Genomic DNA, 16,650 nt, shown 5'->3' on the forward strand with positions numbered 1-16,650 from the left:
CTAGATGAACTTAACGAACTTCTTGTTACTGGTTAGGTACTTACCCTTTCCAATGTAGAAACGAGTAATTCCCTTGTACTTAACGACCTTGTTTACCTTGACCTTAGAACCAACCTTGTAGAATTTCTTGCTGGTCTTAAAGCCCTTTTCACCATGAACAATTGCACCCTTAGGATTGATAACCTTAACGGTATTGCTTCCATTCAGGTCTGATTGTTGATAGTAAACATTGGCTACATAAGCATGGTTCGCAGTGATGTAAGCACCCTTTGAACCAGAGATTACGTTCTTGATGTAGTAACGAACGAGGCCACTAGCAGAAACCGCAATCTTCTTGATCTTGAATCCATCGATGTTCTTACCGGACATCTTGCTAGACTTAGCTAACCGTTGATCAACTGCAAACGTTGCCTTGTCGTAAAGGTAAATCTTCTTCTTGTTGTAGACATATGATGAATGCTTAGCCAACTTAGCGTTGAATTCATTAACGTATCCATCAACATATCCCTTTGCCTTACCACGTAGCGACGATGTAGCAATCGTATCAGCCTTAGCAGCAGCTTTACCACGTGCGTATTCACTAGCATAATCACTTTGTCCGACTTCATAAGCTCTCGCAAAGTCACTAGCATAAACTGATGAAGCTCCAGAAGCAACAACCGATGAAGCATTGTTAGATCCAGCAACGTATCCATCATAAGCACCTTGGTAGGTTGCTTCACTAGCATATGAAGCATTCTTAGCAATGCCACTTTCGGCATCGTTCAATCCAGCACTGTAGTAATCAGCGGCAGAACTAGCATTAGATGAAGCGGAGCTAGTAGCTGATGAACTGGATGATGCGCTGCTAGCTGATGAACTAGCGGCACTAGATGCACTCGACTTAGCAGCACTAACTGATGCGCTGTAGCTAAGCGCAGCACTCGCAGCGGAGGAAACAACGCTGCTTCCACTGGATGCAAGAGCACTGTTCATACTGATTGTTCCAGCAAGCGATACTGCAATTGAATTAGCAACACTCGCAGCTGCAGCGGCACTGTTAGCAATGCTGTTCTTAACGACTGCATCACTAGCAGCAGCATCTGCAACTGAACGAGAGTAACTAGCAACGCTATTGTTACCAACGTTAGCAGCAGCACTGGCAGCTGAAGCAGCACTAGAAGCAGCAGCATTATCACTGTTTACATCAGTCCGCGCACTTTGTGCAACGCTGTTTGCTGAACTAGTGGTGCTGTTAGCGGAACTAACCGTAACCGCAACCGAAGCAGCAAAGATTGCAGCTGCATTCGTAACTGAAGCAGCGCTACTTGCTAATGAAGCAAGTGATGCAAGAGAAGCATCGCCTGAGTTAGCACTAGCAATTGAAGCCAAGAGGCTTGCACCAGCAGCAGCTGAACTATTGTTAGCACTAATTACTGGCGTAGCAACGATTGCATTGGAGTTAATTACTGAGTCAACGCTAGATGCGTAGCTCGTAAATGCAGCAGCGCTATTAGTAGTGCTGTTTGCAGAACTAGTTACTACGGAATCACTAACGGCAACGCTAGCATTCGAAGCAGCTAGGTAAGCATCATTTGCAAGACTCAATGCTGATGATGTCGTTGCATTCAACGAATCGGCTGCAACTTGATCAGCAAGTGCCTTAGCAGCAGCAGAACTAGCAACTTGTTGGTTAGAAGCAACTAACGAAGCAGCTGAGTTAACCAATGTGCTGTTAGTCATTGCATCCCTCATTGCTGAAGTAGCAAGACTGTTGTAAATGTCACCAGCACTCCGGTTACCATTTACATAGTAAGAAGTAGCTTGAGCAGCGGTAGAACTAGCGAAAGTAGCATCCTTTTGAATGTCATTGTTAGCCGAACTTACAGCTGCACTAGCTGAATGAGCAACAGACTTAGCAGCACTTGCAATGCTGTTTTGAGTAGCGACATCACTATTCAAGCTATTTACAGCACTAGTAGCAGAGCTAGCAACGCTGGCTTGAGTAGCAAGAACACTATTCGTTGGGAATTGAGCAGTCATGCTTGCAATTGCATTATTTGCACTGGCAACCGAACCGTTATCAGTAGCGGTAGCCGTTGATGCTGAATTAGCAACGCTTGCATAACTATCAATTGCACTGGTGTTGATGTTAGCACCACTAGCCACACTCGCAGCAACTGAAGCAATAGAATTAGCAGAGCTATTCACTTGCGATGCAGTGTTAGTACCAGCATTCGCAGCAGCAATTTCATTGTTGATTGCGGAGTTTGCAGCACTCGCAACTGAACTAGCACTTTGCGCAACGTTGTTATCAGAAGTGGCAGTCGATTCAGCAGCTGAACCAACGGAAGCTAATGAAGCAGCTTCGCTAGCAGCGCTATCGGCTTGGTTTCTGTAAATTACAATCGTTGCAACAGCAGATTCAGCAACTGACCGTGCAGAACTGGCGGTCATGCTGTCACCACTTTGTGCAGCAACACTAGCTACTGAATCAGCACTTTGGGCTGAAGCATTGGCACTATTAGCAGCGCTCAATGCGGAATTAGCAGTTTGACTAGCACTCTTAGCTAATGCAGAAGCAGAACTAGCAACGCTGGCAGCCGATGAAGCTTGACTAGCAGCACTATTGGCAACTGAAGCAGCGGAGGAAGCAAGTTGAACGTTTGATTGAACAACTTGATCCTTAGGATAAGCAGTCGCAGCTGATGAAGCAGCGGCTGCATCCTTAGCAGCACCTTGAGCAGCGTTCATTGCACTTTGGGCTTGTTGTGAAGCAACCAAGCTATTCGATGCAGTTTGAACACTTACCGAACTAGTTACTTGTGAATCCTTAACAACTGCATCAACGTCTGATTGACCGTTTGCAGCAGCCGATGAGGCCCGTGCAGCATCACTAGCAGCCGAACTAGCTTGTTCAGCAGATTGCGTAGCAGCATTAACCACTGCTGACAATGAGTTAGCAGCACTTTCATCATTGACAGCTGCAATGGCTGCGGATGAAGCAACCGCGGAGTTAGCCTCAGCAACGCTGAATGCGCTTGATGCAATTGAGACCATTGCGCTTGCAGTCGCAGCATTAGTAGCAGCAGATGAATTGTACTTGCTTGCGTTTTGGTAATCGTGAACACCAGTAGCACTAGCAGCTAATGATGAGTAAATGTTAGCAACCCGTGCAGCTTCACTAGCAGTAGCATTGGCACTGTTAGCAACTACGGCAACTGAACTAACTTGAGCAGTCGCAGCATATGCCAAACTCTTTTGTGCAGAAGCATCGGCATTCAAGCTAGCCATTTGTGGTGCGACCGAGTTGATAACTTGAGCCGCAGCACTAATGGTAGCATTGCTGGAATTAGCAGCAACGATCGAGTTAACCAAGCTAGCAGAATTCAATGCTTGAGCAGAATCACTAGCAACGGCAACGGAAGCAGAAGCCGCAATTGAGGCATTGTTACTAGTGGCGTTAAAGTCATTAGCAACGTTAGATGCATAGTTCGAAGTCCCACTAGCAGCATTTGATGCGTTGGTGTTGTTGTTACCAGCATCGCTTTGGGCTGCAGAAGTAGCAGCGGAGTTAGCGGAACTAGCAACCGCAGCAGCGCTGGAAGCGACACTTTGATCACTGATTGCAGCTGAAGCAGCGGAACTAGCGATGGACTTAGCAGCACTGGCGATTGAAGCCTGAGCACTGGCATCGCTTTGAAGGCTATTCATTCCACTAGCAGTAGCGGAAGCTTGACTGTTGTAGATACTTCCGGCAGAAGTATCACCACCAGCAAAGGCGGAACTAGCAGCAGAACTTAAGCTGTTGACCGTGCTTGCGGCATCGCTGGCTGCCTTGGAATCGGCAGTCGCCTTCGAAGCAGCGGCACTGGCAGCACTAGCAGCACTATTAGCAGCACTGGATTGCTTATCAGCATCTGATTGAGCACTATTAGCGGTGTTTGCAGCATCCGAGGCAATTGAAGCTTGCGAGTGGATGAAGCTATCAGATGGATTTGCACTAGCAGCAGCACTGGCTTGTGAAGCATCGCTTTGGGCACTACTACTGATGCTGTTAGTAGCAGAAGCAGCGGAGTCAGCTTGACTAGCGTAACTAGATGCAGCAGATGCATCGTTGTTAGCGTTATTAGCAGCGCTACTTACGGCAGCCGATTGGCTACTTGCCACGCTGGAAGCGGCGGAGCCACTGTCGGCACCGGCACTTTGAGCAGCGGAAGCAGATGAAGCAACTGAGTTAGCGGAGCTAGCAACTGAAGCGGCACTGGTTGCAGTGCTATTTGCACTATCAGCCTTGGAAGCAGCAGAGCTAGCGGCACTAGCGGCACTAGCGGCAGCGGATGCAGCACTGTCGGCTCTGGACTTAGCAGCATTCGCAGAATTAGCGGCACTCGATGCAACTGAAGCAGCACTGGATGCGGTAGAACTGTCACCACTTTGGGCGGCAGAGCTAGCGGCAGCAGCGGCGCTGGATGCAATTGCTGAAGCCGTTGAAGCATCGTTTGAATCGGAACTGGCAGCAGAGTTAGCGCTCGTTGCAGTTGAGTTAGCACTCGATGCGATCGATGCAGCACTCGATGCTTCAGAAGAAGCTGAGTTAGCAGCACTGGCGGCACTGGTTGCGGTGCTTGCGGCAGAACTGATCAAACTGTTACCAGAGTGTGCGGAAGCCTGACTGTTAGCGGCAGAAGCAGCATTGTTGGCAGCGTTAGCAGCAGATGAAGTAGCCGAGCTATCAGAAGTAGCTTGACTGGCAGCGGAACTAGCGGCAGAAGCAGCGCTTGAAGTTACGCTGGTATCTGAGTTAGTAGCACTACTATCACCAGCAGCTTGGCTGGCAGCAGAGCTAGCAGCACTGGCATCACTAGCAGCGGCACTGGCGGTAGAAGCAGCGGCAACGGCCGAGTTAACAACACTGTTTTGAGCTGCGGCAGCGGCTGCAGTAGATGCAGCAGAATTAGCAGCAGCTTGTCCAGCTGCAGTAGCTAAGGCTGCAGTTTGACTTGCGGTCTTAGCATTATCAGCATTCGTAGCGGCAGCGGATGCGAAACTAGCGGCAGTCGAGTTGTAAGCACTGGCTTGTGAGTAGTTACCAGCGCTATTAGCTGAAATGGCTTGAATAGCGTTGGTGCTTGCAAGACTAGCGTTGGTCTTGGCATTGTTAGCTTCACTATCAGCAGTTGATGCAGCCGTGCTTGCAGCAATGTAAGCAGAGCTTGCAGCACTGGAGTAACCATCAGTGGCACTCTTATCGCTGTTAAGGGCTGAACTAGCACTTTGATATGCTGAGTTAGCACTGCTAATTGCAGCGTTGCTTGGGTTGTTAGAAACGTAGTTGCTCATTGCTGAAGATTGTTGAGTAGCATTGTTAGAGTAACTAGTTACCACACTATCAGCAGATGATGCGGTTTGACTAGCAATCTTAGCAGCGGAAGCATTCGCATCAGCACCACTTGCGTATGAAATAGCAGCAGAACTAGCGATTGCAGCCGTACTACTTGCACTATTAGCTGAATTGTTTCCGTTGCTTCCTTCGCTAGCAGCACTACTTGCAGCAGTAGATGCACTGGATGCAATTGAGTTAGCGGCAGATGCAGCCTTGCTATCGTTATCAGCTTGGGTAGAAGCTGAACTAGCGATCGCAGCGTGGGAACTAGCAGCACTAGCGGCACTGGCAGCAGCATCACTGGCAGACTTGGCAGCAGAAGCAGCAGAACTGGCAATTGATGCAGCTGATGATGCGGCACTACTATCACCAGTTGAGGCAGCCGTACTTGCTGCGGAAGCAGCACTACTTGCGGCACTGTTAGCATTGGATGCGGCACTATTAGCAGCATTCGCAGCGCTTGAATCATCAGCGGCAGCAGATGCGGCACTCGAAGCAGTTGATGCTTGATTACTTGCATCGCTAGCAGCTGAGTTGGCAGCGGAAGCAGCAGAGTTAGCTGCGGAAGCTGCGGAATTAATGACCGCATTGCTTGGGTTAGCAGAGGCAGCGGCATTTGCCGAAGCAGCAGCAGCACTTGCTGACTTAGCATCTGAACCAGCAGAAGTAGCAGAATTACTTGCAGCACTGGCATCTGATTTAGCACCACTCGCAGCACTAGCGGCCTTAGAGTTATCTCCGGAAGTTCCTGCAGAAGCGATTGCAGCAGCTTCTGAATCAGCACCGGCCTTAGCAGCAACCAATGAAAGCATTACGCCTGAAGCAGCACTTTCATCGTTAACGGCTTGACTAGCGGCACTTTGGGCAACCTTCGTCAAGCTAGTCGTTGCATCAGCAGCACTAGCGGCAGATGAAGCTTGTTGACTTGCAAAGGCAGCGGCAGATACGGCAATGGATGCGTAGCTTGATCCATTGACGTTATTACCAGTTGAGAATGCAAAGCCAGCTTGTACATTTGCACTAGAGATTGTATTGATAGCACTGGCAATTGCGGAACTAGCAGTCGTGATCACAGCAATTTGTGAAGTAACGGCACTCGATGCACTTCCAGCGATGTATCTTTGGGTTGCAGCATCGGAGTTGTAACTGTTAATTGCATTAACGGCGATGGATGCGTATGCAGCAGCACTACTGAAGACTGCATCACTAGAATTAGTGTTGAAGTAGGAGTTGATCGAACTAGCAATGACGCTAGCTGATTGAACGTAACCACTTACCGTGGTAGCAGCTGAACTAGCGATACTGTAAGCAGAACTTGCAGCGGCACTATTAGCATTGGCAGTCGAAGCGTCAGTTGAAGTAGCAGCAGATGCTGAACTAGCTTCAGATGAAGCCCCACTTCCGGCGGCGTTACCACTCGTTGCAGCACTGGCGGCACTATTAGCGGCACTAGCAGCACTGTTGAAGTTACTGATTTGAACGCCGATTTGAACAACATCATTAGCAGCCTTAGAAGCGGCATCACTAGCGATGTTAGTGTAACTAAAGATTGCACTGGAGTTGTTGATCATCGTTTGGGCAGTGACGCTAGCAGTAGAAGCAGCTTCACTAGCAGTCTTAGCATAGCTATCACCAGAAGTGGTGTTACCAGCCAAGTATGCGGAGTTAGCAGAAGCGACGTTCGTTGCAACTGCAACCGAAGCACTTGAAATCGTAGTTGAAAGTGAACCATCTGAACCATGAACGCTAGTAGCTAAAGCAGCAGCATTCGAAGCAATAGATGCTTGTGAACTTGCATCCACAGAGTATGAATTGATCATCGAGTTAGCTGTACTTGCAGCAGTCGCAGCACTCGCAATTGATTGGTTCAAGGAGTTGTTCTTGGCAAGCGTAGCGATACTATCGTTTACAGAATTGATGCTAGTTGCATTGGAACTAGCTAACTTAGCTGATGATGATGCATCAGAAGCGTATGAGTTAGCAGAAGCAACGTTGGTAGCATCACCTGAGTTGACACTTCCAGCAACCACATTAGCGGAACTAGCAGTACTGTTGTTAGCACTACCAGCACTAGCACCGTTGTTTGCAGCACTCGCAGCGGAACTAGCAGCACTTTCGGCAGCTGAGCCAGCACTGAGAGCAATCGAAGCATTACTTTCGTCAGCCTTAGCCTTAGATGCAGCATCAGATGCAACAACAGTTGCACTCGATGCAAGGGCAGCAGCTGATGCAACCGCAGAAGCTTGTGAACTCAATCCAGGAATGGCAGCAGATGCTTGGGCCGCGTAAACGGAACCGGTATTGGCATCACCCTTAGTGTAGGCACTATTAGCAGCGGAAACTAAGCTGTTAACGGTACTTACTGTCACACTAGCAGCATTCGAAATGGCAACGGCACTCGCAGCGGCGCTAGATGCAACTGCGTAAGCACTATTGGCAGTTGAAGATTGAACAGCTGCATCGGCACTGTAACTAGCAATCGCAGCAGCAGCTGAGTTAACCAATGCTAATTGTGATTGAACATACGTGTTGCTTTGGTTAGCGGAAGCTAATGCGTTAGCGGAAGAAGCAAGCCCTTGGGCATTGCTGCTAAAGCCACTCACAACTACGGCAGCGGAACTAGCTTCTGATGCATATGTGGAAGCTTGACTAGCATCAGTTGTTGCGTTCGAAGTGTTGGTACCAATTGCAGATCCATAGCTATTGGCTGCAGATGAGGTACCAGAATTGTTACCAGCGGCAGCACTGGCAGCACTAGCGGTTGAGTTAGCAGCATTGGAAGCACTCGTGGCAGCAGAGTTGGCACTATCAGCATTACTACTGTCAGCTGAAGCTTGACTTGCAGCGGAATTAGCTTCTGAAGCGTGGTTCTTCGCAGCACTGGCAGCAGAGGAAGCAGCGGCGCTGGCACTATTAGCAGCACTGGCAGCAGAACTAGCAATGGATGATTGCTTAGATGCGGCATTACTATCACCACTTGCGGCAGCAGTACTTGCAGCACTGGCAGCACTAGATGCAGCGGAGCTGGCACTATTAGCAGCACTATTAGCTGAGCTAGCAGCAGATGAATCAGCAGAAGCTTGACTTGCGGCAGAACTAGCAATTGAAGCATGGGAACTAGCAGCACTCGCAGCGGAACTAGCCGTTGACGCAGCGGAACTAGCTGTGGATGCATCCGAACTAATTGTAGAATTGCTTGGGTTAGCTGATGCAGTAGATGCAGCACTCGCAGCAGCTTTGCTTGCGTCTGCAGCAGAGTTAGATGCGGAACTAGCATCTGAATTAGCAGAAGTAGCGGCAGAACCAGCAGCGGCAGCAGCGCTGGATGCAGCACTACTATCACTATTAGCCCCTGCAGAAGCAATCTTAGCAGCTTCTGAATCTGCACCGGCCTTAGCAGCAGCCAAGGAAAGCATTACGCCTGAAGCGGCACTTTCATCGTTAACGGCTTGAGTAGCGGCACTCTGGGCAACTGTCGTTAAGCTAGTCGTTGCATCAGCAGCACTAGCGGCAGATGAAGCTTGTTGACTTGCAGTGGAAGCGGCAGCTAAGGCAATTGCAGTGTAGCTGGAACCAGTGACATTATCACCAGTCCTGAAGGCAAAATCAGCTTGCGTATTAGCACTATTAATGGCACTAATAGCACTTGCAATTGCAGAACTTGCACTCGTGATCACAGCAATTTGTGAAGTAACCGCAGACGATGCACTTCCAGCGATACTCTTTTGCGTAGCAGCATCGGAGTTGTAACTGCTAATTGCAGTTACGGCAATGGATGCGTATGAAGCAGCGCTACTGAAGATGGCGTCACTAGAATTACTGTTGAAGTAGGAATTGATCGAACCAGCGATGACGCTAGCTGATTGAACGTAACCACTGACTAAGCTGGATGCGGAACTAGCGGTACTGTAAGCAGAACTTACAGCGGCACTATTAGCATTAGCAGTCGATGCGGCAGTAGATGTCGAAGCAGATGCGGAACTAGCTTCTGATGATGCCCCACTTCCGGCAGCGTTTCCACTCGTTGCAGCACTAGCGGCACTATTAGCAGCACTGGCAGCACTATTGAAGTTGCTGATTTGAACACCCATTTGTTGAACGTCATTAGCAGCGTTAGAAGCAGCCACACTGGCAACCGAAGTCAATGATGCAATTGCACTTGAGTTATTGATCATCGTTTGGGCAGTGGCACTAGCGGTGCTTGCAGCCGTACTTGCAACAGCAGCGTAGCTATCACCAGCACTGGTACTACCAGCAAGGTAAGCTGAGTTAGCGGAAGCTACGTTGTCAGAAACTGCAGTTGAAGCACTGGAAATTGTACCACTAAGTGCTGAATTAGAAGCATGAATAGCATTGGCAACGCTAGCAGCACTGGATGCCGTGATCTTTTGTGATTGAGCATCAGTATTGAGCGATGCAATTGCAGCATTTGCAGAAGCGGCAGCACTAGCAGCACTAGAGACGGATTGGTTAAGAGAATTACTCTTGAATAAACTAGCGATACTACTATTAACAACCGCAATACTATCAGCATTCGATGAAGCTAAACTAGCTGATGATGATGCATCGGAAGCATACGAGTTCGCTAGGCTAACGTTCTCAGCTTCACCACTGTAGACACTTCCGGCAACTGAATTAGCGGAACTAGCGGTACTGTTTTCGCTATTACCATTGGAGTTGGCCCCAGATGCTTGACTAGCGGCTGAATTAGCAGCACTAGTGGCACTTGCTAATGAAATTTCAACAATCGAAGCAGAGTTTTCAGCATTTACCGCATCGATAGCAGCTTTAGATGCTACTGCAGAAGCAGAGCTAGCAATTACAACTTGATTAGATGCATCATTTTGGTAATTAACTAGACTAACAGCGGCACTAGCGGCTTGAGAATTAAAGATTGCTCCAGCCGTTGGATTTCCATCGTTGTAGGCACTATTAGCTTGACTAGCAAACGCATTAACTGTAACTACCCCATTAGAAACGGCAACACTATCAGCGCTAGCTTGATTAGCAGCAGCCCTGGCGGCACTCGCAGCATTTGAAGCAACTGCATTAGCACTAGCAGCCGTATTGTTGTAACTAGCAACTTGACTAGCAAGCGAAGCAGCAACACTATTGGCACTAGATACTAAAGAGTTTCTTGGGTTAGCAGAAGCTAAACTAGCAACTGCAGCAGCTTGCGATGAAGCCGTACTGTTGTAACCATCGGTTACGGTCGCAGCGGAACTAGCGATCTTAGCAGATGATTCTGCCCCACTGGCATCAGTGTTAGCAGCACTAGCAGAAATGGCAACCGCACTCGCAATACTTGCAGCGGCACTATTAGCTTGTTTTGCACTGCTTTCCCCAGCACCAGATCCAGCAGAAGCGGAATTAGCAGCACTCTCAGCACTGGATGCAGTTGAGCTAGCACTAGCGGCAGTACTACTGTCATTAGCAGCTTGGTTAGAAGCTGAACTAGCAATTGCAGCGTGGGAACTAGCAGCATTAGCGGCACTGGATGCAGCATCACTGGCAGACTTAGCGGCAGCAGCAGCAGAACTAGCAATTGATGCTTGCGTGGATGCAGCACTACTATCACCACTTTGGGCAGCGGTGCTTGCAGCAGCGGAAGCACTAGATGCAATCGTGCTTGCACTATTAGCAGCACTATTAGCAGAGCTGGCAGTATTTGCATCACCAGAAGCAGCATTCGCAGCACTCGATGCAATCGATGCTTGGGAACTTGCATCGTTTGCAGCTGAGTTTGCAGCGGAAGCAGCGGAATTAGCGGCTGATGCAGCGGATCTAATTACAGCGTTACTTGGGTTAGCAGAGGCAGCTGAGTTGACAATAGCAGCACTAGCACTAGCATTAGCTGCAGCTGTCCTAGCAGAATCAGCTGATTTAGCAGCTGAGCTAGCATCTGAACTAGCAGAACCAGCAGCAGCACTGGCCTTCGCATTATCCGATGAAGCCCCACTGGTAGCAGATGAAGCAACGCTAGAATCGCTGCTTGCTTGGCTCGCATAACTAGCAGCGGCACTGGCGGTTGAAGCAGCGGCAACAGCAGAGTTAACGGTACTGTTCAAGCTAGAAGCAACCGATTCTTCGGAAGTTGCAGAACTAGCAGCAGCTTGTGCCGACTTAGTAGCAGTAGCTGCAGTGTCACTCGCATTATTAGCAGTAACCGCATTATTAGAAGCATCGGCAGCATTATTAGCAGCAGCAGAATTGTACTTGCTTGCTAATGAGTAGTTACCAGCACTATTAGCAGCAATGGCATTGCTTGCGTTAGAGTTAGCAAGACTAGCGTTGATACTTGCGGCTACACTAGCACTATTGGCAACGGAGGCTGCGGAGCTTGCGGTACTGTAAGCAGAACTTGCAGTATTTGAGTAACCATCAGTAGCACTCTTAGCACTTGATAATCCAGCACTAGCACTTTGATATTCTGAGTTAGCAGTACTAATAGCAGCGTTACTTGGGTTGTTTGAAACGTAATTGCTCATTGATGATGATTGTTGCGTAGCATTGTTGGAGTAGCTAGTAACAACACTATCAGCAGATGATGCAGTTGAATTAGCGATCGATGCAGCACTAGCGTTTGCATTGGCCCCATTAGCAGCGGTCGATGCAGCACTATTAGCTGAATTAGCCTCAGAAGCTTCACTAGAAGCCGCGTTACTACCAGCACTTCCAGCATTGGCAGCAGCGGAACTAGTAGCTGAAGCAACGCTATTCAATGAACCAAGGGCAACGTTAGCATTACTTTCATCATCAACGGCTTGGCTAGCAGCAGTACTTGCAACCGTCGTTAAGCTAGTTGAAAGTGAAGCATAACCACTAGTTGCAACCGCAGTGGAACTAGCAAAGGCAGCGTATGATGCAGCACTGACCATCGCAGCACTACCACCTGAAGTATTGCCAGCTTCATAAGCTGAAACAGCAAGACTGTTGGCAACACTAGCAGCAAGAGAGGCATTGGATACCGCAGCGGAAGCGTTACTGATCAATGTGTAGTATGAGTTAACAGCAGAGTCAGCACTGGATGCGGTACTCTTTTGATTTTGGGCATCAGTATTGAGGCTGTTAATCGTAGCAGTAATGCTATTAGCAGATGAGGCGTAACTCTTGAATGCGGAGTTAGTTGGATCGTTGTTCAAGTAACTGTTAACGGTACTGTCTAAGCCGTTAGCTGAACTATTTACCCCACTAACCACACTAGCAGCACTCGATGCAACCACGCTGTATGAGTTAGCAGATGTTACATCAGTTCCAGCAGTGCTAAAGTTGGCGCTAATTTGAGAAGTAGCTGAATTGTAGGCAGATGATGCTGAACTAGCAGCACTGTTTCCACCATTAGCGGCACTGGCAGCGGATGCTGCGGCAGATGATGCTGAGTTAAAGCTACTGATTTGAACCCCAATTTGAACCACATCATTAGCAGCCTTAGAAGCGGCAAGGCTAGCGATGTTAGTCAACGAAAGAATTGCACTGGAGTTGTTGATCATCGTTTGGGCAGTGACGCTAGCAGTAGAAGCAGCTTCACTAGCCGTCTTGGCATAACTATCACCCTCACTGGTGTTACCAGCTAGGTAAGCGGAGTTGGCAGATGCAACGTTGTTAGAAACCGCAACGGAGGCACTGGAAATCGCAGCACTAGCGGAACTATCACCAACACTGTGGATGCTAGTAGCAACGATGGCAGCGCTGGCAGCCGTACTCTTTTGAGCTTGCGCATCAATATTGAGTGATGCGATGGTGCTATTAGCTAAGCTAGCAGCAGTAGCGGCACTAGCAACGGATGCATTCCCAGAGTTTGCGGATGAAAGACTCGCAATGTTACTGTTTACAGAATTGATGCTAGTAGCATTGGAACTAGCTAAGCTAGCTGATGATGATGCATCGGCAGCGTATGAGTTAGCAGAAGCAACGTTGGTAGCATCACCTGAGTTGACACTTCCGGCAACGGCACTGGCTGAGTTAGCGGTGCTGGTATTGGCAGCCCCACTCGTTGCCCCATTGTTAGCAGCGCTGGCAGCTGAACTAGCAGCTGTGGAGGCGCTTGCCAATGAAACTTCAACACTGGATGCAGAACTTTCAGCAGCAACTGCAGCACTGGCAGCTAAACTAGCGGTTACAGAAGCGGCACTTGCAATCGAAGCTTGAGTCGAAGCATCACTTTGGTAAGCAACTAGGCTAGCAGCAGCACTGGATGCTTGGACGTTGTAAATCGATCCGACCGTAGCATCACCAGTAGCGTAAGCTGAGTTAGCTTGACTAGCGAATGTGTTGACCACATCCACACCCTTAGAAACGGCAACGCTATCACTGGATGCTTGCACAGCTGCGGAACTAGCAGCAGAAGCAGCAGAAGCAGCAACTGAGTTAGCAGAAGATGCCGTAACATTTAAGCTAGCAATCGTTCCAGCAGCAGAGGTAGCAAATGATACGGCGCTCGTTACAACGGCGTTACTTGGGTTAGCAGAAGCTAAACTAGCAATCGCAGCGGCTTGCGAAGCAGCCGAACTGTTGTAACCACTGGTTACGGTCGCAGCGGTACTAGCGATCTTAGCAGATGATTCTGCTCCACTAGCATCGGCACTGGCAGCATTAGCGGCAATTGAAACTGCTGATGATACGCTAGCTGCGGAACTCTTAGCTTGTGATGCACTGCCTGATCCAGCAGTGGAACCTGATGCGGCTGTACTAGCAGCATCGGAAGCACTCTTAGCAGCCGAGTTAGCACTATCAGCAGCATTGCTGTCATTAGCAGCTTGGTTAGAAGCTGAACTTGCAATTGCAGCGTGGGAACTAGCTGCACTAGCGGCACTGGATGCAGCATCACTGGCAGCCTTGGCAGCAGCAGCAGCAGAACTGGCAATTGATGCTTGCTTGGATGCGGCACTACTATCACCAGTTGAGGCAGCAGTACTTGCAGCAGCAGCAGCAGAACTGGCAGCATTATTAGCATTAGATGCAGCATTATTAGCAGAACTGGCAGTGCTTGCATCACCAGAAGCAGCAGTCGCAGCACTCGATGCGATCGATGCTTGTGAACTTGCATCGTTTGCAGCTGAGTTGGCAGCGGAAGCAGCTGAATTAGCAGCAGCGGCTGCTGAACTAATTACCGTATTGCTTGGGTTTGCAGAGGCAGCGGCATTTGCAGAAGCAGCAGCAGTACTTGCTGACTTAGCAGCTGAATTTGCAGAAGTAGCAGAATTACCTGCAGCACTGGCATCTGATTTAGCACCATTCGCAGCACCACTGGCGTTGGCATTATTACCTGAAGCACCAGATGCAGCGATCGAAGCAGCTTCTGAATCAGCACCGGCCTTAGCAGAAACCATTGAAAGAATAGCACCAGAAGCGGCATTTTCATCGTTAACAGCTTGACTAGCAGCAGTACTTGCAACCTTAGTTAAGCTAGTCGTTGCAGCAGCAGCACTAGCTGCACTATCGGCTTGTTGACTTGCAACAGTAGCAATAGATACTGCAATTGATGTGTAGCTGGATCCATCCGAGTACTTACCAGTTGAAAATGCAAAGCTAGCTTGCGTATTAGCATTGGAAATGGCAGTGATGGCACTGGCAATTGCGGAACTAGCATTACTAATTACAGAAATTTGTGAAGTAACCGCAGTTGATGCACTTCCAGCGATGCTCTTTTGCGTAGCAGCATCGGAGTTGTAACTGTTAATTGCGCTAACGGCACTGGATGCGACAGTAGATGCGCTTTGGAAGACGGAGTCACTAGAATTACTGTTGAAGTAGGAGTTGATCGAACCAGCGATGACACTAGCTGATTGAACGTAACCACTGACGACGTTGGATGCTGAACTAGCAACGCTGTAAGCAGAACTTACAGTCGCGCTATTAGCATTGGCAGTCGATGCATCGGTTGAAGTAGCAACAGCTGCGGAACTAGCTTCAGATGAAGCCCCACTTCCGGCACTGTTTCCACTCGTTGCGGCACTGGCAGCACTGTTAGCAGCACTGGTAGCACTGTTGAATGAACCGACTTGAACTGCAATGCTTTGAACATCATCAGCAGCCTTAGAAGCAGCAACACTGGCTACGGAAGTGTAACTAGCGATGGAAGCTGAATTAGCAACCATTGATTGTGCATACGTGGAAGCATTGGATGCCTCAACACCAGCTTGTTTAGCATAACTGTCCCCAGCGCTATTGCTACCAGCAAGGTAAGCTGAATTAGCAGCAGCGATGTTGTTAGCAACGGCACTAGATGCGGCAGCAATCGATGCACTAAGACTTTCATCAGTTGCTTTAACACTCGCAGCAGAAGCAGCGGCGCCAGATGCAATTGACTTTTGACTTTGCGCATCAGCATTGTAACTAGCAATGACAGTATTAGCCGAGTTAGCAGCACTGGCGGCACTGATAATCACTGGGTTAGTAGAGTTGCTTTGCACCAAACTAGCGAGACTGTTGTTAACACTATTAACACTAGAAGCACTGTCATTAGCAGTGGTTGCATAACTAGATGCAAGGGCTGCATATGAGTTAGCAGCTGAAACATTGGCACTATCACCTGCAGTTACACTAGCGGCAACTGAACTAGCTGAAGTAGCGGTACTAGAACCATTGTTGGCAGCGCTAGCAGCATTAGATGCGGTACTATCAACACTTGATAATGATACTTCCACACTTGATGCAGACTTTTCAGCATCAACCGCAATGGAAGCAGCAATAGATGCAGCTGTAGATGCTGAAACAGCAATGTTAGATTGAGATTGCGCATCAGTTTGGTAAGCAACTAGACTAGCAGCGGCACTTGATGCTTGAGAATTAAAGATTGATCCACCAGTGGCATTTCCCTCTTTGTAGGCACTGTTAGCTTGACTAGCCAATGCACTAACTGTATTTACCCCATTAGAAACGGCAACACTATCATTAGCAGCTTGAGATGCAGCAACAACAGCAGCACTAGCAGCATTGGAAGCAACTACATTGGCACTAGAAGCCTTAGTATTGTAACTATCAATTTGACTAGCAAGCGCAATGGCAACACTATTGGCACTGCTTACTACGGCATTGCTTGGGTTAGCAGAAGCTAAACTAGCAACTGCAGCAGCTTGTGATGAAGCAGTACTGTTATAACCACTGGTTACGGTTGCAGCGGAACTAGCGATCTTAGCAGATGCTTCTGCCCCACTAGCATCGGCATTAGCAACACTGGCAGCCGTAGAAACTACACTAGCAATACTTGCAGCGGAACTGTTAGCTTGTGATGCACTGCTTGATCCAGCAGTCGAACCAGATGCGGCTGAACTAGCAGCATTGGA

General features: G+C 48.6%; 1 protein-coding gene (running past one end of the window). It reads right to left on the minus strand.

Annotation, left to right across the window (positions count from 1 at the left end; all coding sequences use genetic code 11):
* On the minus strand, window positions 1-16,650 hold the 3' end of the coding sequence (locus ACSYTJ_RS04055; protein ID WP_491719561.1) for a beta strand repeat-containing protein. It continues 16,893 nt past the right edge of the window; only the last 16,650 of its 33,543 coding nucleotides appear in the window; its start codon lies beyond the right edge, outside the window; the stop codon is at window positions 1-3.

It is taken from the genome of Nicoliella sp. ESL1113 (assembly GCF_058509245.1).